The sequence below is a fragment of the Aliarcobacter faecis genome (assembly GCF_013201705.1).
GTDB lineage: Bacteria > Campylobacterota > Campylobacteria > Campylobacterales > Arcobacteraceae > Aliarcobacter > Aliarcobacter faecis.
This window is the reverse complement of the sequence record NZ_CP053837.1, coordinates 221,869-243,408: the sequence shown is the minus strand read 5'-3', so window position 1 is coordinate 243,408 and position 21,540 is coordinate 221,869. Positions and strand designations below refer to the sequence as shown.

Here is a 21,540-nt window from a genome sequence, read left to right as displayed (position 1 = left end):
TAGATTTTGAAAATAGAATTAGCATCAAATTATGGATTTTGCTTTGGAGTAAAAAGAGCTATTGATATTGCTCAAAAATATGAAAACAGTGCTACAATGGGTCCATTAATCCATAATCAAGATGAGATAGATAGACTAAAAAAAGATTTCAATGTAGGATTATATTCAACATTAAGTGATGTAAAACCAAATGATACAGTAATTATTAGAACTCATGGTATTCCAAAAGATGATTTAAAAGAGCTTAGAAAAAATACAAAAAAAGTTATAAATGCGACTTGCCCTTTTGTTACAGCTCCACAAAATATTGTAAAAAATATGTCAAAAGAGGGTTATTCAATTCTAATTTTTGGAGACTTAGAACATCCAGAAGTAAAAGGTGTTATGTCATATGCAAATGATTTAGATGATGTACATATAGTTTTAAGTGTAAAAGATTTAGAAAATATTAGCTTCAAAAATAAAAAAATAGCTTGTGTTGCTCAAACAACAAAGAAAAAAGAGACCTATTTAGAAATTGTAAATGCATTAATTCTTAAGAACAAAGAAGTTAGAGTTTTTAATACAATTTGTGATGCCACTTTTGAAAATCAAGATGCAGCTAGAGATATATCAAAAAAGGCTGATGTAATGATTGTAATTGGTGGAAAAAGTTCATCAAATACAAAACAACTTCATTCAATTTGTCTTGAAAATTGTACAGATTCTCATCTAATTGAAAATGAAAGTGAACTAGAAAGCTCTTGGTTCTTAAATAAAGAGTTCTGTGGAATTACTGCTGGTGCGAGTACGCCAGATTGGGTTATTCAAAAAGTAATCAGTAAAATTAAAACTTTCAAATAGAAAATTTAAGCCACATTTTTGTATAATCGTCCAATTTTAAAAAAACTGGTAAACAAGAAGGTACAAAATGCGTATGGATGATATAGATTTAGGTGAAGACTTTGATTTCGAGCAAATGCTAAATGAGTCTTTTGAGCAAGCAGAGAATAACTCTGTAGTTGATGGTGTAATTGTTGAAGTTAATGCTGAGAGAGTTTTAGTTGATGTTGGGCAAAAAATAGAAGGTTTATTACCAATATCTGAGATTACAGTTGCTGGTGAAGTAAAATATAAAGTAGGAGATACAATCCCTGTTATGCTTATGGGAAATAGAGGAGAAAGACCAAATATTTCACATAAAAAAGTTCTACAAAAAGAGAAATTTGAAAACTTCATCGCTACTTATGGTGAAAACTTTGAAGATGTAACAATTGAAGGTAAAATCGTAAGTATCAAACAAAGAGGTGGATTCACAATTGAAGATGCAAATGGTTGTGAATACTTTATGCCACTTGCTCAATCGTATATGAAAACTATTGGAGCTATTGGAAAAACTGTAAAAGCAAAAGTTATAAAAGTAAACAAAAATCAAAATTCAATCATAGTTTCTAGAAAAAAATTAATTGAAGAGGGAAAATCTGTAAAAGATAGCAAAATTGCTGAAATTTTAGAGAAAAAATCTCCAATAACTGGAACAATCAAAAAAATCACTTCTTACGGAATGTTTGTTGATTTAGGTGGAATTGATGGTTTAGTAAATTATAATGAAATCTCATACAAAGGTCCTGTAAACCCTGCAAACTACTACTCAGAAGGGGATACTGTTTCTGTTATTGTTTTATCTTATGATAAAACAAAACAACACTTAAGCCTTTCTATTAAAGCTGCTTTATCAAATCCTTGGGAAGATATTAAAGATCAACTAGAAGTTGGTGATACAATTACTGTTACAGTTTCTAATTTTGAATCTTATGGTGCTTTCGTTGATTTAGGAAATGATATAGAAGGTCTTTTACATATTTCAGAACTATCTTGGAATAAAAATATAAAAAATCCAAAAGAGATTTTAAATATTGGTGATGAAATTAATGTTGAAGTAATTGAACTAAACATTGAACAAAAAAGATTAAGAGTATCTTTAAAAAATCTTCAAGAAAAACCATTTACAAAATTTATAAATGAACATAAAGTTGGAGATACTATAAATGGTAAAATTGCTACTTTAACAGATTTTGGTGCTTTTGTAAGCATTGGAAATGTTGATGGATTATTACATAATGAAGAAGCTTCTTGGGAACCAAATGCAAAATGTAAAAATCTATTCAAAAAAGGTGATGAAGTAGAAGTTAAAATTATCAAAATCGATAAAGAAAAAGAGAATATCTCACTTTCAATTAAAGAGATAGCTGAATCTCCTGCAAAGAAATTTCAAGATACTTATAAATTAGGTGATATTATCAAAGGTAATGTAAAAGATATTAAAGATTTTGGACTATTTATAAAACTTGAAAATAATCTTGATGGATTAATTAGAACTGAAGATTTTGGACCATTAAAAGCAGATGAAATTAAAATTGGTGATGAAGTAAAAGCTGTAATAATCAATATTGACACTAAAAAAAATAGAGTTAGATTATCAGTTAAAAGATTAGAACAACAACAAGAAAGAGAGATGTTAAAATCTGTAAATGATGACTCATCAATGACTCTTGGTGATATTATCAAAGATCAAATAAAATAATTAGGAATATTTTGATGAGTAAACATACAATTGTAGTTTGTGATCACATTCACGAAGCTGGATTAAATATTTTACAAAATTGTGAAGATATAAATTATGTTTTTGCAGCTGATATTGATAAAGTTAAATTATTAGATATTATAAAAGATGCTGATGTTGCAATTACTAGATCTTCAACAGATGTTGATGAAAAATTTTTAAATGCTGCAACAAACTTAAAAGCAATTATCAGAGCTGGTGTTGGTTATGATAATGTTGATATAGATGGTTGTAGTAAAAGAGGAATTATTGCTATGAATGTTCCAACTGCAAATACTATTGCTGCAGTTGAACTTACAATGGCTCATATGCTTTCTTGTATGAGAAAATTTCCTTATGCTCATAATCAATTAAAAATTGATAGAGTTTGGAAAAGAGAAGATTGGTATGGAAATGAACTTTATGGTAAAAAACTAGGTGTTATTGGTTTTGGTAATATTGGGCATAGAGTTGCTCTTAGAGCAAAAGCATTTGAGATGGATGTAATAACATATGACCCTTATATTCCAAGCACAAAAGCAACAGATTTAGGTATAAAATACACTACAAATTTTGAAGATATTTTAGCTTGTGATATTATTACAATTCACACTCCAAAAAATAAAGAGACTATCGATATGATAAGTTTCGATGAAATTAAAAGAATGAAAGATGGAGTTGTTTTAATTAATTGTGCAAGAGGTGGATTATATAATGAAGAGGCTCTTGTAGAAAACCTAAAATCTGGTAAAATTAAAATGGCCGGAATTGATGTATTCAAAAAAGAGCCTGCAACAAATCATCCTCTACTTGACTTACCAAATGTAACAGTAACTGCTCATCTTGGAGCAAATACAAAAGAGAGCCAAAAAGAGATATCTATTCAAAGTGCAAACAATGCTATTGAAAGTGCAAGAGGAATTGCATACCCAAATGCTCTAAATCTTCCAATTGATGAGAGCAAAATCCCTACTTTTGTTAAACCATATATTGAACTTACACAAAAAATGGCATTTTTATTAGCTCAAATTAGTAAAAGTGAAATAAGAGCTATTGAAGTTAGTGCTGAAGGAGAATTAGGAGAGTTTGTTGATTCTTTACAAACTTTTGCAACTGTTGGTGTACTAAATGTTAGCTCTGGAAGTAGTGTAAATTATGTAAATGCAAACTTTATTGCTAAAGAAAAAGGTATTGAATTAAATACAAAAACTGTAGCAAATAGTAGTGGTTACAAAAATAAAGTTACTATTAAAATTACAACATCAAAAGGTGTAAAAACTATTTCTGGAACAGTATTTGGAGAAGATGTTCAAAGAGTTGTTGATCTTGATGGTTTTACTATTGATGTTGAACCAAGAGGTAAAATGATTATTATGAAAAACAAAGATATTCCAGGTGTTGTTGGAAAAGTTGGAAATCTTTTAGGAGAAAATGGTATCAATATCTCTGATTTTAGACTAAGTCGAGGGAAAGAAGGAACTGCATTAGCAGTTATTTTAATAGATGAAAAAGCAAACTCAAAAGTAATTAGCGATCTTGATAATTTAGAAGCAAGTATAGCTGTTGCTTATGCTGAAATATAAGGAGTAAAAATGGCAATTGGAATGAGCGAACTAAAAAAAGGTCTTAAAATAGAAGTTGAAGGAATTCCATATAAAATTGTTGAATATCAACATGTAAAACCAGGGAAAGGTGCAGCTTTTGTTAGAGCGAAAATTAAATCTTTTTTAAATGGAAAAACTATTGAAAAAACTTTCCATGCTGGAGATAAATGTGAAACTCCAAATTTACAACAAAAACAGATGCAATTTTTATATGATGATGGTGAATTACTACAATTTATGGATACTACAACTTATGAACAAGAAGGTTTAACTTACGAACAAGTTGGTGATGCTTTTGATTGGATAATAGATGGAATGCAAGTAGATATGATGTATTTTAATGGAAAAGCTATCACAGTTGAACCACCAATGGTTGTTGAACTTAAAATAGTAGAAACTCCACCAAATTTTAAAGGTGACTCTCAAGGTGGAAGAAAACCAGCTACTTTAGAATCAGGTGCTGTTGTTCAAATTCCATTTCATATCTTAGAAGGTGATGTAATTAGAGTTGATACAAGAACTGGAGAGTACTTAGAAAAAGTAAAATAATTTTTATTTACAAGTTTTTTTAGCCCAAATCTTTATGATTTGGGTTTTTTTATAACCTATACATACACTTAATCTTAAATATAAGGCTTTATGCTATTCATACTTTTTTTCTTAAATCTCTTTAATTTGTACTTGTAGCTATTAGTACATCTTCCATTATTTTTGTAATATCACCATCAAGAATTGCATCTACATTTGAATAGCCTATATTGCTTCTACTATCTTTTACTTGTTGGTATGGTTGTAAAACATAAGATCTAATTTGATGCCCCCACCCTATTTCACTCTTATCTCCACTATCTTTAGAAGCTCTTTGTTTTTCAAGTTCTAATTCATACAATTTTGATTTTAGCATTTTAAAGGCACTATCTTTATTTTTATGCTGACTTCTATCATTTTGACATTGAACTACAATCCCACTTGGAATATGAGTAATTCTTATTGCACTTTCTGTTTTATTTACATGTTGTCCACCAGCACCACTAGATCTATATGTATCAATTCTAATATCTTTATCTTCTATTACAATATCAATATTATCATCAACCTCTGGGCTCACCATAACAGATGTAAAAGAGGTATGTCTTTTTGCATTAGAATCAAATGGTGAAATACGAACAAGCCTATGAATACCATTTTCTGTTTTCATATATCCATAAGCATTCTCACCTCTTATAATAAAACTAACATCTTTTATTCCTGCCTCATCTCCAGATTGGTAATCTAGCAACTCTACTTTAAAATCATTTCTCTCAGCCCATCTTAAATACATTCTATATAGTATTGATGCCCAATCTTGAGACTCTGTTCCACCAGCTCCAGGATGAATTGTAACAATAGCATTTAAAGCATCATCAGGGTTTGAAAGCATTACTGAAATTTCTGTTGATTTTATTAAATCTTCTAAATCTTTTGCTTCTTCATATAAAAGATCCATTGTATCTTCATCTTTTTCACTATTTGCCATCTCATATAACTCATTTGTTCCATTTAAAGATTCAAAAGCTTTATTAAATTTATTTAGTTTTCCTAAAATTCTATTTTTCTCAATGCCAATTTTTGTAGCAGTTTCAACATCATTCCAAAAATCTTGAGAAGCTTCTAGCTCAATAATCTCTTGTAATCTTTGGTTTAGTTCATCTGGTTTTAAAATACCTTTTATATTGTTTAATTTTGTATTTAATAGTTTTAGAAGTTCTGAATATTCATAAGCGTCCATTTATTTCCTTTTGGTTTTGAAAGATTTAAAAAGTGAAAGTAATTAAAAAATAAAAGAGAAAATCTCTTTTATTGAATACTATCTAAGTAGGCTTTGATACCTTGAATAGTTTTATCATTTAAAAAATTAATGTGTGAAGGTCCATAAACAGAACTAGCTTTTTCTCCAACACCTAATTTGTACTCTTTTAAAGCCTCTTCCATCTGCTCAGTGCTTAAATCTCTAAGTTTTGAATTACCTTTTCTAACTTCACCTTTTGCACCGTGACAATTTTGACACTGATTTGTATAAATTCCTTGAGCATCAATTTTTGCCTCTTTAATCTCTTGTGCAATCTTAGCTTTCTCTTCAGCCTCTTTTTTTGCCTCAAGTTTTGCCATTATATTTGCTTCCATTTGTTCTTGGCTAAGTGATGTTCCAGCAACAGTTCCACCTGCTACCATAGGAGCAATTTTTGGATGATCAGCTGATTTTAAAATATATATGAAATTCATACCATTTTGAGTTTGAGATATTTTAATATCATCAACACTCCAACCTTTTGCTTTCATATCATTTATTGAATACTTTCCTGCACACTCTCCACCATCAAGAGCTATAGATTCAATAGTTGCCATTGAAGAGTGGCTCTCCTTAAAACACATTGTTGTGTTTGCAAAACTAGATGTTGCTAAAAGTAAAATAGATGAAATAACCGCTTTTTTCAAGATAAAATCCTTTGTTTAAAATACAAGATTTTATCATAAAATTAATTAATACTCTTTTTTAGGCTATCTATTACAAATTATTTTAAAATTACAAAATTCACAAATTGCTCGATTTTCAGTTTTTAAAAATTGGATTTTCTCTTTTGAAAGCTCTTTTAATTCAGAAAAAATAGAGTTTAAAAGTTCTAATTTTTCATCCAAAACTATCTCTTCTTTTAGTAAGGTATCATATAGTGAAAAATAATAAGCTTTTATTTTATCACTTTTATAAAGCTCTTTTGCTGCAATATAGTAAAACTCCAACTGAAAGTCATGGCTTTTTTCATAAGTTTTTTCTGTATCAATAGTAAGATTTCTTGAAGTCTTATAATCAATTAATTCATAAATATCTCCATTTAAATCTACTCTATCAATAACTCCATTTATAGAAATACCATTAAAATAAGTGGTGAAATTCTTTTCTAAATCAATAGTTTTTATATTTATTCTACTATTTTCAAACTCCAGAAAATCATAAAGTTTTTGTCTATAAACTTCTAAATCTAAAACTAAAAATGGATTTGCATTCTTATATTTTAAAAATAGCTCATCTAAATCTTTTTTTCTTCTACCTTCACTTTTTATTAATTCTTCTAATATTTTATGAACTATACTTCCTAATTCAAAGTTTTCAGGTAATAATGAGATAGAGTGATTTTTTAGCCTTAAAATATTTTCTAAATAGTATTTCCTTCTACAATCTAAAAACTTTTTCAAGCTACTTGCTGACCAGGAAATTTTTGTTAAATCTATATTTTGTTCAATATTTTCATCTGAGTAATTTAGGAAAATATTTTTATATAAAATATCTTTATAGGCTTCATCATTTGATAAAAAGTCTATTTTTCTATCAAAAAGCTCACTTGCAAATCTTGAAATTTGTGAGTTCTCTTTATTTACAAAAGAGATAAATACATTCTTTGAATTATCTATCAATCTTCTATAATAATATTTTTGCAAATTTTCCCTATCAAATTTTGTTGGTAGATTCGCCAAAGATTTTATCTTTGTAGATAAAAATTTATCTTTTGTTGATATTTTTGGAACAAATTCATCATTAAAATCACAAATAATAACTGCATCAAAACTAATAAGCCTTGTTTCTAAAACTCCCATAACTGTAACTTTTCCAGAGTGAATATCGTCTAAGGTTATTTTTGCCAATTTTTGTAAAAATATCTTGAAAGCATCTTTTAATTTTAATTCAAAATTTTGTGAGAAAAGTACAATCTTTAATCTAAAAACTAACTCATCATATTTTTCTATTAATTCATTACATTTCTCATCTACTTTTATATAATTTGTTATTTCTAAAAATTTATCTTCATTACACTGTTTATTCCAAAATAGTCCAATATTTTTTTCTATAAATACTTTATCAATATCAAAAAAATTTAAATTTTCTATGTTTTTTATCTCATTATCAACTAAAAAACCATATATTGCATTTGCCTTTTGGTATAAATTCTTATTTAAAATACTCTTTCCCATAGCAAAATTAAAATAGTTTTCTCTATCAAAAAGTTCCAAACTCTTTGCAAAACTCTCATCAGGTAAAATAACAGCAATATTTTCAGCTTTTATTCCCTTATTTACACAAGATACAATAGAAGATTTAATATATGAAATCTGATTTAATCGAGAAGAAAAAGCTTTAATATCAATATTATTAGAACTTATTTCTAAACTATTTTCTTCTATTATATTTTTTTTTGAAAGATTTAAAATATATTTATTATTTAGTTTTATATCATAACCTATACTCTTAAATACTTGTAGAGATTTTTGATTATAAATATTTGAAAAAAACTCAATTTTTAGAGGAATTTTTTCAGATATTTTTTCAATAATTTCAAACTCTATTTTTGTAAAATATCCCTCAAAATATATTATAATATCTTCAAAAAGATCTAAAAACTCAATATTTATCCTATAATTATCTTTTAAATTAACTCTATCAACAAAATTGTTTTTTTCTAAAAGTAATTTATAATTTAATAAAATCTGTTCTAGAATTGATAAATGTTCAATATAAAACTCATAAGTATCTTTAGTTTTTATATCTTTTATCTCTATATCTTCACTTGAAATTTCCAAAAAAAATCTATATATATATTCACTTTGTGATAAAAATTTTGTAAAATTTGAACTAATACCTAATTTCTTTATATCAACATTTTTAACAGATTCATTTAAAATTAGAGTTCTTTGCTCCTCATCACAATAAACCTTATTTTCAAAATATATAGATTTTTTTAGAAAATCATCAATTGATAGACATGAAGGTAAAAGAGTATTCAAATCTTTTTGTTTATTTAAATACTCTCTTATCGCTCTTTGAGTAGGGAAAATTAAAAGAGATTTTTTACTTAGCATTTGTCTTTATGAAGATAAATCCTGTAGCATCTTTCGTTTTAAAACTGCCTGTAATAATCCAATTTGTCTCATCTTTTATATTAAAATTTGTACTATAAAGATTTTCAATATTAGTAAAATTTTCATTTCTTAAATTTAAATCACTATCATTAGACATATTTTTTGTAATAAGTAAATCTATATCTAGAGGAACTTTTTCTTTTGTAAGCTTATCAAAAACAATAACTTTTAAACTATTTTGTCCTAATTTTAAGTTATCTTTATGATTTGAATATTTTTCAATAACTCTTTGACCATATTTAATATCTTCTGTTATAAGAGGAAAAACTTTTCCATTTAAATCTAATTCTAAAGTATATTTCTCTAAAAAATTAATATTTGCATTCATTATATCATTATAATTTTCATCAACATACTGATATTTATAAATAAAACTTCTATCTTCTACAACGGGAACTTGTACTGCTTTAGATATTGTCCAAACAATCATATATAAAGTAAATCCAAAAATTCCTATAAAAAATAAAGGCCAATAATTTCTTTTTTTCATATTATTTTCTCTTTTTTAAAACTGCATAAGTATATGCTAAAAGTCCACTTACTACCAAAAAGTAAACAAAAACTCTCCAAATAGTACTAGATACTTTTCCTTCATTTCCAATATTACTCTCTAAAGTAATATTTTTTGAAATTGCCAAAGAATCAGCTATAGCTGAATATCCATTCAAAGAAGCTGCACTAATTTTTGAGGCTAATGTATTTTTATCTTTTGAAGCAAGAAGTGGTATAACATAACCATTTAGTATATCATTTTTATCTATTATTTGTTTTAAACTATCACTAAAATATAAATTTACATGAGTATCTTCCAATGCAACTGTTAAAATCACATAAGGATTTTCAAGATCTTTTAAAATATTTGCTTCATAATTTTTAATATATTCTATTTTATCTTTTGTTGGTATTTTTGAATCTAATCCTAAGCTACCTTTTACATAAAGATATATATTTACACCTAGTTTTGATTTTACTTCATTTCCAATTTCTAAAATTTTATCCTTTGCTCTAATATCAATTAAATTATCATCATTTAATATATAGTTTTGAGCAAAGCTATTTGTATATAAAAAAAGTAGAAGTGAAAAAATCACTCCTACTTTTAAAAAGTTAACTCTTTTCATTTAGCCAACATAAACTTTTGCAGCATCAAAATATGCAAAGTACAAAGTTAATAAAGCTGCAATTAAAAGTAAAACACCAATAATTTTATCCATCTTTTACTCCTTTTTCTCAGAACCAACTACTTGGTAATGTTTAATATTTTCAGGACTATTTGCTTTTAAGCCTTGTAAATCTTGATTAATTTTATAATAATTACTAGCTTCTCTTTGTTGAACCATAACAGCATTAGTAACTAATGTTGCAAGAATCGCAAGTAATAATACAACTGCTACTAACATTCCTGTAATTCCATTTAGTTTAAATATCCCTCTTTCATTCTCATTCATTTGAGTATTTCCAGCCATTATTTTCCTCCTAAACTTCTTAAGTAAGAAGCTAAAGCTTTCTCTTGAGTCTCATTTAATCTTCCTGTGAAGCTTGGCATTTGACCAATAGAACCTATTTTACCCTCTTTTAAAACAGCCATTACTAAAGCTTCATCATAAGATTTAATATTTGGACCAACAAAAGGCATACCTTCACCATTGTCTCCATGACAAGCAGCACAAGTTGCATAAGCTACTGGTTGTTCACCTTTAAATCCACCTGCAACATAAGCTGAAACTGCACTAATATCTGCATCTTCAGTTAGCATCATAGGAGGCATTCCTGCTGGGAAAGATTCTTTTAAATTATTCGCACCATTTCTAATAGTAAATTCAACTTGCTCTTTAGATATTCTTTTTGTTAAGTCATGAGCTTTACCATTAATACCTTCAGCATCATTTCCATGACAAGGAGCACATTGAACTAAAAATACTGACTGCCCCATCGCTTTTAATGTATCTTCTGATGGATTAACCCATTTTTGCTGAAATTTAGCATTATACTCATTTGTCTCTTCATTCCATTGACCAATTTGAGAAAATCCTGTTACAGGGTATCCAATAGTCATATACCAAAACATCCAAATAATTGTTCCAATAAATGCTATAGCCCAACCAGTTGGAACTTTATTTTTATATTCACCTATTCCATCCCAATTTTCTTCAGCTAAATCACCACTTGCTGTATCATTTTTCATCTGATTAACATATTTTAAAACAACAAACGTACTAATTGTAATAATAGCAGCTGCTCCTAAAAATGTTAAAGCATTAATATAATCATCACTAATAAAAGCATCACCTGCTACAAAGTAAGTTCCTGCCATTAATGCGATGATAAGAATTATTCCACCTATAACCATAGATTTCATGTTATTTCTCCTTATTACCTATATCTTTTTTACTTGTTCTTTCTTCAAGAGGGGCTGAAACACTTGAGTCATCATGTACAAGATTAGAATATTTTTCAAAATCCCTCTCACCTTTTTTGTCTCTTCTATATATAGAAAAGGCATAAGAATAAAACAGGATAAATACAACTAAAATCAAAAAGAATTTAGTATATCCTTGTAATGTCAAAAGTGTTTCATAATCCATAATTATCCTCTATTTTAAAGAATTTAAATATGCAATTAATGCAACTATTTGAGGAACTTCGCCATTTGCAACAGCTTGTTTAACTTTTTCATTTTTCATACTCGCTGCAATCACTTTTGCTTCTTCTAAAGCAGCAGCTTTTGCTTCATCCCAAGAACCTAGCTTTGGCATACCTTCTTGATCATAAGGAGTATTAAATACTGTCTTAACTGTTACAGCTTCTGCATAAGCTGTCTCTATATCAGCTTTATTTTCAAACTGATGTTTATATGCTGGCATAATACTTCCAGGAACAACAGCTTTTGGATCCCACATATGATTTTCATGCCAATCAGTAGTTCTATAGTTTCCAACTCTCATTAAATCTGGACCAGTTCTTTTTGATCCCCATAAGAATGGTCTATCATAAGCATATTCTCCACTTAAAGAGTACATACCATATCTATCAGTTTCAGCTTTAAATGGTCTAATTAGCTGTGAGTGACAAGCATTACATGAATCTTTTATATAAACATGTCTTCCTGCTAATTCCAATACTGAATATGGTTTAGTACCAACTGTTGGTCTACTTTGTTTTGCAAAATCTGGGATTACCTCAATAATACCTGCGAATGCTACAAATATAAATACTAGTACCGCAAAGAAAAACGGTCTTTGTTCAAACCAATGAAACATCTTTTTCTCCTTTCTTAAGCAGCTACTGGCGTTGCATTTGCTGGTTCTTTATCTAATACTCTTCCACATTTAATAGTTTTATAAATGTTATAAGCGAACATAAAGAATCCAATTAGGTATAGTAACCCACCAACTGCTCTAATTGTATAGTATGGATGTAAAACTGTTACAGTATCTATAAATGAGTAAACTAATGAACCATACTCATCATAAGCTCTCCACATCATACCTTGAGTAATACCTGCAATCCACATAGATGTAAAATATAAAACAATTCCAACTGTTTGTAACCAGAATTGAGTTTCCATTAAAGATTTAGAGTATAGCTCTTTTTTATACATTCTTGGAACCATGTGGAATAGTGCTGCCATTACCATAAATACAACCCATCCTAAAACTCCATCATGTACGTGTCCTGGAATCCAATCTGTAAAGTGTGCAATAGCATTTACTGATTTAATAGACTGAATTGGTCCTTCAATTGTACTTAACATATAAAACGTTGAAGCTAAAACCATAAATTTAATTAAAGTATTAGATTGTAACTGATTCCACTCACCTTTCATAGTTAAAAGCATATTAATTGCAGATCCCCATGATGGTAAAATTAAAACAATTGACATTACTGAACCCATTGTTTGCATCCAATCTGGAACAGTTGAATAAATTAAGTGGTGTCCACCAGCCCATAAATAAACAAATAGTAATCCCCAGAATGCTAAGATTGATAGTTTATATGAGTAGATGTTTTGCCCTGACTCTTTTGGTAAAAAGTAATAAATTAATGCAATAATTGGAGTAGTAAATACGAATGCAACAGCATTATGTCCATACCACCATTGAACTAAAGCATCATTAGTACCTGAATACATAGATACAGAGTGAATCCATGAACCATAACCACTTACAAGTGCTGTTGGAACTTCCATATTATTAAAAAGATATAACATTGCAATTGCTATAAATGTTGCAATAAAATACCAAAGTGAAATATATAGTGTTCTTTCTCTTCTAATTCCGATTATTCCAAAAATTGAAATACCCCATAAAACCCAAAAAACAACAACTAAAATATCTAATGGCCACTCTAATTCTGCATACTCTTTTGAAGTTGTAATACCCATAAATAGTGTAACAACAGCCAAAAGAATAGTGATAAAATATACTGTAAAATGTAATTTAGCAATTACCATTAAAAAAGGTGACTCTTTTAATGAAACTTTTAAAACCCTTTGAGATATATAATACCAACCAGCGAAAACTCCACTTAGTGTAAATCCAAACGCAACCCCATTTGTATGCAGTGGTCTCAATCTACTAAATGTACCGTATTCTCCTGCTAAATAGTTTAGCTCTGGAAAAGCTAATTGAAAAGCAAGTACAACACCTATTGTCATACCAATGATACCAAACAAGATTGTCGCAAATGTAAATGCTTTTGCAACCGAGTAATCATACTCAATTTGTGCACTGTTTTGCATCAATTTCCTCCTACAATTTTTATATACAAGTCACAAAATGTCACTCATTAGTCAAAATCATATCAAACAGAAACTTAAAAGTAACAAAAAAATTAACAATTAATTAACGACTATATGCTGTTTTCATTCACTTTTTTGTAAAAAAATCAGGATAAATATTATCTTATTTATAAGATTTTAGAATAATTTGAGTATCTCTTTTAATAGATTTTTCTTTTAAGGCTTCTCTTTTATCATGTAATTTTTTACCTTGGGCTGTTGCAACTTCCACTTTTATCATATTTTTATCATTAAAATATAGTTTTGTACAAACTAAAGTCATTCCATCTTTTGTAACTTTTGAATACATTTTTCCTATTTGTTTTGTGTGCAAAAGGAGCTTTCTAGCCCTTCTTTCATCTGGTCTATAAGTACTATGTGTTGTACTTAAATGAGAAATATGAGCATTTAAAAGGAAAACTTCGCCTTTTATAATTCTCACAAAACTATCTTTTAAGTTTACTCTTCCATCTCTTATAGCTTTTACTTCACTACCTTCTAAAACAATACCTGCTTCAAGTGTATCCAAAATTGTAAAATCATGAAATGCTTTTTTATTTCTAAAAACTAAATTCTTTTTAACTTCTTTTTTTGCCATTATAAACCTCTAAAAAATGAGCTTCCGCTTCCACTAAAAAACCAATTATCTTTTGCAAACTCTTTTAAATTGGGATTTAAACTCAAAGCTGGTAAATACAAATCATTTGCTTCTTCCATTTTAAACCTATCTAAAATAGATTTAGAGTTTGTAGCAAAAAGTTTTTTAGTTTCCTCTTTATCAAACTCTTTATAAAAATTTTCCCTAAATGTTTTATAAATTTTTCCTGTATCACAAGGAATTTTTGGAGTAATAATTTCAATATTTAGTAGTTCTTCTTTAAACTCTTCAACAATTTCTCCAATTCCACTAACATTTGCACTATCATATTCATATACAAAAAAAGGAACATCTGCACCAATTTTTGCACCAATTTTTGCTAATTCATCTTTACTCAAATTCAAATTACAAACAAGATTTACCATATTTAAAAAAGTTGCACAATTTGAACTTCCACCACCAAGTCCTGCAAATTCTGGAATCTTTTTATCTATTATTACAATATTCTTTTGAAAGAAATCTTTTACTTCTCTATATTTTTCTAACTCTTTATATGCTTTATAAACTGTATTTTTTTCTAATAAACAAGAAAAATCTCCCTCTAATGTAAAACTTTCTACATCTTTTTTTATAAAGCTAATCTCATCAAAAAGGTTTTTAACTAACATAAATCTTGAAGCCAAAAGATGATAGTTATCTCTTAATCCAACTATTTTTAAAAATATATTTACTTTTGCATAAGATTTTTTAGTCATCAATACTACCTTTTATTTTTGGAACTTTATTTAAAATATATTTTACCTCATTGTCAATAATCTCAATAATAGAGAAAAATGTATCAACTTCTATAATATATTTTCCATTCTCTTTTATACTTAAATAATCTTTTGAAACTCTTTTTCCAAACTCTAACCACTCTTTCGTACCACTATAAATATTTCTTGGAATCTCTATAAAATCAAGTGGATTTAACTCTTTATGATTTTGAAATCTAAATTTTCCTTCACAAACTCTTTCCAAATAAGATAAAGTCCCTATACAACCAATATTTTGTAAAAATAGTTGAGCTAAAGATCTAATATAACTTCCTTCACTAACCGTTACTTCAAAACTAATAAATGGATGATTATATTGTAGTAATTTTATATCAAAAACTTGCATAGTTGAAGCTTTAAGTTCAAAATCCAAACCTTCTCTAGCTAACTCATAAGCTTTTAGTCCATTTACTCTTTTTGCTGAAAATTTAGGTGGAATATAATCTATTTCACCTTTTAATTTAAGAAGTTCCATTTTTATAAAATCAAAATTTTGTTTTTTCTCAAAACCTATATTTTCAACTCTTTCTATATCCAAAGATTCTGAACTAACTCCCAACCAAATAACAGCTTTATAAGTTTTTGGAGCTTTATTTAAATATTTAAAAAGTTTTGTATATTGTCCAAAGGCAACTATTAAACAACCTTTTGCAAAGGGATCTAAAGTTCCACTAAAACCTGCTTTTTTATTTTTAAAAGATCTTTTAAACTTATTTAAATAAAAATTTGAGCTAATAAACATAGGCTTATTTACAACAAAAAGCTTATTTAACTCTCCCTTTTCATAAACTCTCTTTTGCAAACTTTCCCTTTAAGCTTTCTCAACAAAAGATGATAATATCTCTCTTTTTTGTCCACCAAAATTTATTGTAAGCTTATAATCTTTCCCTGCATTTACTGCTTTTTCAACTCTTCCTTGTCCAAATATTTTATGAGTTACTATATCCCCTTTTTTAAATCCAGATTGTTTTTCTATTACTAAACTACCTTTTACTAATCCACTCTCAACCAAAAATCTACTTTTATTTAATTGAGCTCTTTTCCCTTTATAAAATCTTGAATGGACAAAAGATAGTGTAAGATTATCCATAGCCCTTGTAAATGCTACATAACCTAATCTTCTCTCTTCTTCTAAATCTGTTCCATCTCCAATAATTGGAAAAAATCCCTCTTCAAGCCCAATAATAAAAAGATGTTTAAACTCTAAACCTTTAGAAGCATGTATGCTCATCATACTTATAGACTCATTTGTATACTCATCATTTTGACTTTCAAGTGCTATTTCATTTAAGAAATCTTTTAAATCTAAATGTGGATTTTGCATAAAGTAATCTCTAATATATCCATAAAACTCATCTATATTTGCTTGTCTTTCAAAGCCATCAGGAAGATTGTCATAAGAAGCTCTATAATCAAAAGTATCTTCAAAACTATCCAATAATCTCATTTTTGATTGATTCATCAACTCTCTTAAATCTAAAATTGAAGCTTCAAAAACTTTTAAAGTCCTTGAATTCTTCTTTCCAACAACAGCACTTAATTCATCTGCCGTAGAGTCTTGAATTAGATCAAAAATAGAAGTTTTAAGCTCATTTGCTCTCTCTTCAAGTTTATCAATAGTAGTTGCTCCTATTCCTCTTTTTGGTTTATTTATTATCCTTTTTATAGAAAAATTATCACTTAAATTTGTCAAAATCCTAAAATAAGCTATTAAATCTTTTATCTCTGTTCTCTCATAAAACTTCATTCCACCTACAAGTTTATAATTAAGCCCTGCTTTATTAAATCCTTCTTCTAGTGAACGGCTTAGTGCATTTACTCTGAATAATATTGCTATATCTTTTGCATTTTCACCATTTGCAAGAAGATTTTTTATATCCTCAACTATCTTTCTTGTCTCATCATTTTCATCATTTGACTCATAAACTTTTATTGAGCTTCCCTTTTCTTTTGTTCCTACAAGTTTTTTCCCAAGTCTATCGCGATTATGTTCTATTAAAGCATTTGCATGTTGTAAAATCGTATCCGTAGAACGATAGTTCTCTTCTAATTTTACAATTGTTGCTTTTTCAAAATGTTCATTAAAGTTTAAAATATTCTTTATTGTCGCACCTCTCCAACCATAAATAGATTGGTCATCATCTCCAACAACACAGATATTGTCATGGCTTGAACATAAAAGTCTTAAAAGTCTATATTGAAGTTCATTTGTATCTTGATACTCATCTACCATAATATATTGGTACTTACTACTAATTTGTTCTGCTAATTTTTGATTATTTTTTAGAATTTTATAAGGAAGAAGTAATAAATCATCAAAATCTACAAGATTATTCTTTAATAAATGCTCTTCATATAAAGCATAAATATCTGCAATTTCTGTATAGAGTTTACCTTGTGCTTGAGCTTTTACTTCTGTTGGAGACATTATAGAATTTTTATATTTTGATACTTCACTTGATAAAAGTGCTGATGGTATCTCTTTATTTATTGATTTTAAAACCCTTCTTTTATCATCACTATCTATTATTATAAAATTATTCTTTCTATTTAATTCACTTATATAAAATTTCAAAAACAGTAATCCAAATTTATGAAAAGTACACAAAAGAGGAGGTGTATTAAGTTCTTGAGAATTTAAAAGAAAATATGCCCTTTCTCTCATCTCATTTGCGGCTTTATTTGTAAAAGTTAAAGTCAAAATAGATTTCGGATCTATTCCAATTGAGATTAAAAAAGCCAATCTAGTAGTGATTGTTTTTGTCTTTCCACTCCCTGCACCTGCAAGAATTAATAATGGTCCATCAATATGTTGTGCTGCATTTTTTTGTGAATTGTTTAATGAATTTAATAAATTTTCAGACATTTTTTCTCCAATAATTAAAGATTATACCATAATTATCATAAATTGATTATTTCTCTTAATTATTCTATATATAAATAAATGTTATTATTATGATAATTTATTTTTGGAGAATTGAATGCTTAATGATTTTGCTAAACTAGAGACTTTTTTAACTGTTGTAAGAGAGAAGTCTTTTTCAAAAGCATCAGCAAAACTAGGAATTTCACAACCAGCTGTTACTCAACAAATGAAATATATCGAAGATTATTTAGATGTTCAAATAGTTGATAGAAAGAAAAATGGTATAAAACTTACAAAAGAGGGGCAAATTCTTCACGCAATTGCTCTTAAAATCGAGAAGTGTATCAGTAATGCAGAAAAAGATTTATTAAAAATCATGAATAAAAGCACTACTTTTATTTTTGGAGCAAGTTTTATAATAGGAAACTATATTCTTCCTAGGTTTTTAAATAATCTTAAAGAAAATATTAGAAATGATGTATCTATAAATGTATCTGTTTCACATGAAGCAATAGAAGATTTACTCGATAAAAAAATCGATATTGCTTTAGTTGAAAACTATATTGCAAATGATGAGATTATTTATAGAGAGTGGATGGAAGATGAAATTGTAATATTCTCTAACCAAAAACTGCCTGCAAAAGCAAAAGCTGAAGATTTACTATCTTACAAATGGGTTTGTAGAAATCCTGAATCAAATACAAGATTACTTTTTAAAGACTCTTTAGAAAAAGCAAACTATCCAGATTGTGATACTTTTAATGTTACAAGTGAAGTAACAAGTGCTACAACAATAGTTCAAACTGTTTTACACTCAAATAAAAATGATACTCCAACCGTTTCAATAGTTTCAAGAAATGCTATTGAATCTCTTCTTAAAGCAGGAGCTTTGTATGAATCAAGAATTGGTAATCAAAAAATGCTAAGAAAACTATATATTGCGTATAGAAAAGATAGAAAACATGACGCATTTATTGAAAATGTTGTAGACTATTTACTAAAAATCAAATAAAAAAAAGAGAGTTAATAATTAAAACCTCTCTCTTTTAAGGCTATTCTAATATTCTTTATTTGTTGATGCTTATTTTTACACCACATAGGAGATAAAAGTGTATCATCATCTATTCCAGCAGTTACTCTTTGTACTGATACATTTTGAGGTAGATTTATAATAGAGTTTACAACAGTATCTATATATAACTCTTCACTAATTGGAGTAAATCTTCCTTTTTTGAACTCATTTGTTAAAAGAGTATGTTTTACAACATAAAGTGGATGAAATTTTATAGAATCAACTTTTAAATCAATAGTTTGTCTGAAAGTTTCTAACATCATCTCTTGTGTTTCATCTGGTAAACCATAAATTAAATGTCCACAAACATTTAAACCTTTATCTTTAGTTCTTTTAATCCAATACCTCATATTTTCTACACTATCAGCTCTATTTATCTTATCTAGTGTAGTTTGAAAAAAACTTTGTATCCCATATTCAATCCAAATCTCTTTTTCCTTAGATTTTTCATATAGATAATCTAAAATCTCATCTGTTACACAATCTGTTCTAGTACCAATACTAAGCCCTATTACATTATCAAAACTAAGTGCTTTTTCATATAAAGCTTTCAGTGTAGTTAAAGGGGCATAAGTATTTGTGAAAGATTGGAAATATACTATAAATTTTTTTGCTTTAAATTTATTCTCTAATCTTTTTTTAGTTGCTAAAAATTGCATTTCTAACTGTTTTAACTGATTTTCTAAGAATGGATTATGCTCTATATTTGGATTTAATTTAAATTTTGATTTCTTTTCTTGCAGATTTGGACTAAAAGAGTCATTTTCACAGAAAGAGCAACCTCCTTTTGCTTTTGTTCCATCAATATTTGGGCAAGTAAACCCAGAGATTGAAATAGGAACTTTATATACTTTTTCTTTAAACTTTTTTTTGAAGTATCGACCAATAGTCAATACCTCTTTTAAATTCTGATTCATTATGCTTTTACGAAATAGTCTCCATCAAAACTCTCTAGTGCATAGTGTCTATCATCTCCTATTGCATTTACAAGATCCTCTATTGATAAATACTCTAAACTATCAGCTTCTATATATTTACAAACCTCATCTTTACTCATTTGTGTAGAAATCAACTCCTCTTTTGTTGGAGTATCTATTCCATAGAAACAAGGAAATTTTATTTCAGGACTTGCAACTCTAAAATGAACTTCCTTAGCTCCTGCCTCTTTTAACATTCTTACTATTCTTTTTGAAGTCGTTCCTCTTACAATTGAATCATCAATAACAAGTAATGTTTTACCTTGAATAATTGAACCCATAGGACTTAGTTTCATTCTAACTTTTAAATTTCTCATCTCTTGAGTTGGTTCTATAAATGTTCTTCCTACATAGTGATTTCTTATTATTCCATATTTAAAAGGAACTCCACTTTGTGCAGAATATCCTAAAGCCGCAGGAACTCCACTATCAGGAACTGGCACAACCATATCAAATATAATTTTATTATTTATATCATTTTTTGCTAGTGCTTTTCCCATATTTTCTCTAGTTGTATATACATTTTTACCATCAATTACAGAATCTGGTCTAGCAAAATATACATATTCAAATGCACATGGTCTAAATTCTGGCTCATAAAGTTGTATTGATTCAGGTTCATCAGATTCACCAAAAATCAACATTTCTCCTGGTCTTACATCTCGGATAAACTCTGCTCCAACTAAATCAAAAGCACATGTTTCACTAGCAACTATATATCCACCACTTTTTAATTTTCCTAAAGACAGAGGTCTAATTCCGTATCTATCTCTAATTACAAACTGTTTACTTCTACTTTGAACGATAAAACAATAAGCTCCAACAGTTCTAGTTAGTGCTTCAATAATCCTATCCTTTAAATGATCTTTTGTATTTTTTGCAATTAAATGTATTAAGTTTTCTGTATCCATTCCAGTTTGAAAGATAGCACCTTTATCAATTAAATCTTTCCTAACTTCATCTTTATTTATAAGATTTCCATTGTGAACGATTGATATTTCACCTAATTTATACTTTGCATAAATAGGCTGTGCATCTAAAACTGAATCTCTTCCAGCAGTTGCATATCTATTATGACCTATTGCCATATCACCTTTTAAATATGATAATGCTTCTTCATTGAAAACTTCAGAAACTAAACCTCTATCTTTTTTTGTATATATTTTTCCATCACATGATGATGAAATTCCAGTTGCCTCTTGACCTCTATGTTGCATTGCAAAAAGGGCTATTGAAGCTAGTCTTGCAGCATTATCATTTCCATAAATTCCTACTATTGCACACATTGTTGATTATC

21 protein-coding genes are annotated in these 21,540 nt (G+C 28.0%); 5 read left to right on the top strand and 16 right to left on the bottom strand.

Annotation, left to right across the window (positions count from 1 at the left end):
* Positions 1-6: 6 nt before the first annotated feature.
* From AFAEC_RS01225 to efp, 4 genes are all read left to right on the top strand, one after another.
* Positions 7-843 carry a 4-hydroxy-3-methylbut-2-enyl diphosphate reductase gene (locus AFAEC_RS01225; protein WP_026806639.1) on the top strand — a complete coding sequence of 279 codons (837 nt, stop codon included), beginning with the start codon at positions 7-9 and terminating at the stop codon, positions 841-843.
* A 67-nt stretch (positions 844-910) separates the two neighbouring features.
* Positions 911-2,563 carry a 30S ribosomal protein S1 gene (locus AFAEC_RS01220; protein ID WP_026806640.1) on the top strand — a complete coding sequence of 551 codons (1,653 nt, stop codon included), beginning with the start codon at positions 911-913 and terminating at the stop codon, positions 2,561-2,563.
* A 14-nt stretch (positions 2,564-2,577) separates the two neighbouring features.
* Positions 2,578-4,164, top strand: coding sequence for a phosphoglycerate dehydrogenase (gene serA / locus AFAEC_RS01215; RefSeq protein ID WP_026806641.1), 1,587 nt, complete (start codon positions 2,578-2,580; stop codon positions 4,162-4,164).
* 9 nt (positions 4,165-4,173) lie between these two features.
* Positions 4,174-4,734, top strand: coding sequence for an elongation factor P (efp, locus tag AFAEC_RS01210; protein ID WP_026806642.1), 561 nt, complete (start codon positions 4,174-4,176; stop codon positions 4,732-4,734).
* Between the two features lie 121 nt (positions 4,735-4,855).
* On the opposite strand, the gene prfB is transcribed toward efp, so the two are convergent.
* The 14 genes from prfB to AFAEC_RS01140 all read right to left on the bottom strand — a co-directional run bounded on the left by prfB (position 4,856) and on the right by AFAEC_RS01140 (position 18,194).
* Positions 4,856-5,953 carry a peptide chain release factor 2 gene (gene prfB / locus AFAEC_RS01205; RefSeq protein ID WP_026806643.1) on the bottom strand — a complete coding sequence of 366 codons (1,098 nt, stop codon included), beginning with the start codon at positions 5,951-5,953 and terminating at the stop codon, positions 4,856-4,858.
* Positions 5,954-6,021: 68 nt separating this feature from the next.
* Positions 6,022-6,660 (bottom strand): c-type cytochrome, encoded by a 639-nt coding sequence (locus AFAEC_RS01200; RefSeq protein ID WP_026806644.1) that lies wholly within the window; start codon positions 6,658-6,660, stop codon positions 6,022-6,024.
* Positions 6,661-6,723: 63 nt separating this feature from the next.
* Positions 6,724-9,075: a PD-(D/E)XK nuclease family protein gene (locus AFAEC_RS01195; protein ID WP_026806645.1), complete on the bottom strand. Its 2,352-nt coding sequence runs from the start codon at positions 9,073-9,075 to the stop codon at positions 6,724-6,726.
* A complete protein-coding gene (locus AFAEC_RS01190) occupies positions 9,065-9,625 on the bottom strand; it encodes a hypothetical protein (protein ID WP_026806646.1) in 561 nt (186 codons plus the stop codon). Before AFAEC_RS01190 ends, AFAEC_RS01195 begins: the two co-directional genes overlap by 11 nt.
* A 1-nt stretch (position 9,626) precedes the next feature.
* Positions 9,627-10,256: a hypothetical protein gene (locus AFAEC_RS01185; protein ID WP_026806647.1), complete on the bottom strand. Its 630-nt coding sequence runs from the start codon at positions 10,254-10,256 to the stop codon at positions 9,627-9,629.
* A 96-nt stretch (positions 10,257-10,352) separates the two neighbouring features.
* Positions 10,353-10,601 (bottom strand): DUF4006 family protein, encoded by a 249-nt coding sequence (locus AFAEC_RS01180; RefSeq protein WP_026806648.1) that lies wholly within the window; start codon positions 10,599-10,601, stop codon positions 10,353-10,355.
* Positions 10,601-11,494, bottom strand: a complete 894-nt coding sequence (locus AFAEC_RS01175; RefSeq protein ID WP_026806649.1) for a c-type cytochrome — start codon at positions 11,492-11,494, stop codon at positions 10,601-10,603. Before AFAEC_RS01175 ends, AFAEC_RS01180 begins: the two co-directional genes overlap by 1 nt.
* Position 11,495: 1 nt before the next feature.
* Positions 11,496-11,720: a CcoQ/FixQ family Cbb3-type cytochrome c oxidase assembly chaperone gene (locus AFAEC_RS01170; protein ID WP_026806650.1), complete on the bottom strand. Its 225-nt coding sequence runs from the start codon at positions 11,718-11,720 to the stop codon at positions 11,496-11,498.
* Between the two features lie 9 nt (positions 11,721-11,729).
* The gene (gene ccoO / locus AFAEC_RS01165; protein ID WP_026806651.1) at positions 11,730-12,395 is read right to left on the bottom strand and encodes a cytochrome-c oxidase, cbb3-type subunit II; all 666 of its coding nucleotides are present in this window, start codon (positions 12,393-12,395) and stop codon (positions 11,730-11,732) included.
* A 14-nt stretch (positions 12,396-12,409) separates the two neighbouring features.
* Positions 12,410-13,876: a cytochrome-c oxidase, cbb3-type subunit I gene (gene ccoN, locus AFAEC_RS01160; RefSeq protein ID WP_026806652.1), complete on the bottom strand. Its 1,467-nt coding sequence runs from the start codon at positions 13,874-13,876 to the stop codon at positions 12,410-12,412.
* 163 nt (positions 13,877-14,039) lie between these two features.
* Positions 14,040-14,513 (bottom strand): SsrA-binding protein SmpB, encoded by a 474-nt coding sequence (gene smpB / locus AFAEC_RS01155; RefSeq protein WP_026806653.1) that lies wholly within the window; start codon positions 14,511-14,513, stop codon positions 14,040-14,042.
* Positions 14,513-15,268, bottom strand: a complete 756-nt coding sequence (locus AFAEC_RS01150) for a 4-(cytidine 5'-diphospho)-2-C-methyl-D-erythritol kinase (protein ID WP_026806654.1) — start codon at positions 15,266-15,268, stop codon at positions 14,513-14,515. The genes smpB and AFAEC_RS01150 overlap by 1 nt, the downstream gene beginning before the upstream one ends.
* On the bottom strand, positions 15,261-16,130 hold the full coding sequence (truB, locus tag AFAEC_RS01145) for a tRNA pseudouridine(55) synthase TruB (RefSeq protein ID WP_026806655.1): 870 nt from the start codon (positions 16,128-16,130) through the stop codon (positions 15,261-15,263). Before truB ends, AFAEC_RS01150 begins: the two co-directional genes overlap by 8 nt.
* Positions 16,131-16,139: 9 nt before the next feature.
* The gene (locus tag AFAEC_RS01140; protein WP_026806656.1) at positions 16,140-18,194 is read right to left on the bottom strand and encodes an ATP-dependent helicase; all 2,055 of its coding nucleotides are present in this window, start codon (positions 18,192-18,194) and stop codon (positions 16,140-16,142) included.
* A 115-nt stretch (positions 18,195-18,309) separates the two neighbouring features.
* Between AFAEC_RS01140 and AFAEC_RS01135 the strand changes: the two genes are divergently transcribed.
* Positions 18,310-19,206: a LysR family transcriptional regulator gene (locus AFAEC_RS01135; protein ID WP_026806657.1), complete on the top strand. Its 897-nt coding sequence runs from the start codon at positions 18,310-18,312 to the stop codon at positions 19,204-19,206.
* A gap of 11 nt (positions 19,207-19,217) precedes the next feature.
* On the opposite strand, the gene AFAEC_RS01130 is transcribed toward AFAEC_RS01135, so the two are convergent.
* Together AFAEC_RS01130 and purF are read right to left on the bottom strand one after the other, a co-directional pair.
* Positions 19,218-20,183, bottom strand: coding sequence for a TIGR01212 family radical SAM protein (locus AFAEC_RS01130; RefSeq protein ID WP_034216723.1), 966 nt, complete (start codon positions 20,181-20,183; stop codon positions 19,218-19,220).
* The gene (gene purF, locus AFAEC_RS01125) at positions 20,183-21,529 is read right to left on the bottom strand and encodes an amidophosphoribosyltransferase (protein WP_026806659.1); all 1,347 of its coding nucleotides are present in this window, start codon (positions 21,527-21,529) and stop codon (positions 20,183-20,185) included. Before purF ends, AFAEC_RS01130 begins: the two co-directional genes overlap by 1 nt.
* Between the last annotated feature and the right edge of the window lie 11 nt (positions 21,530-21,540).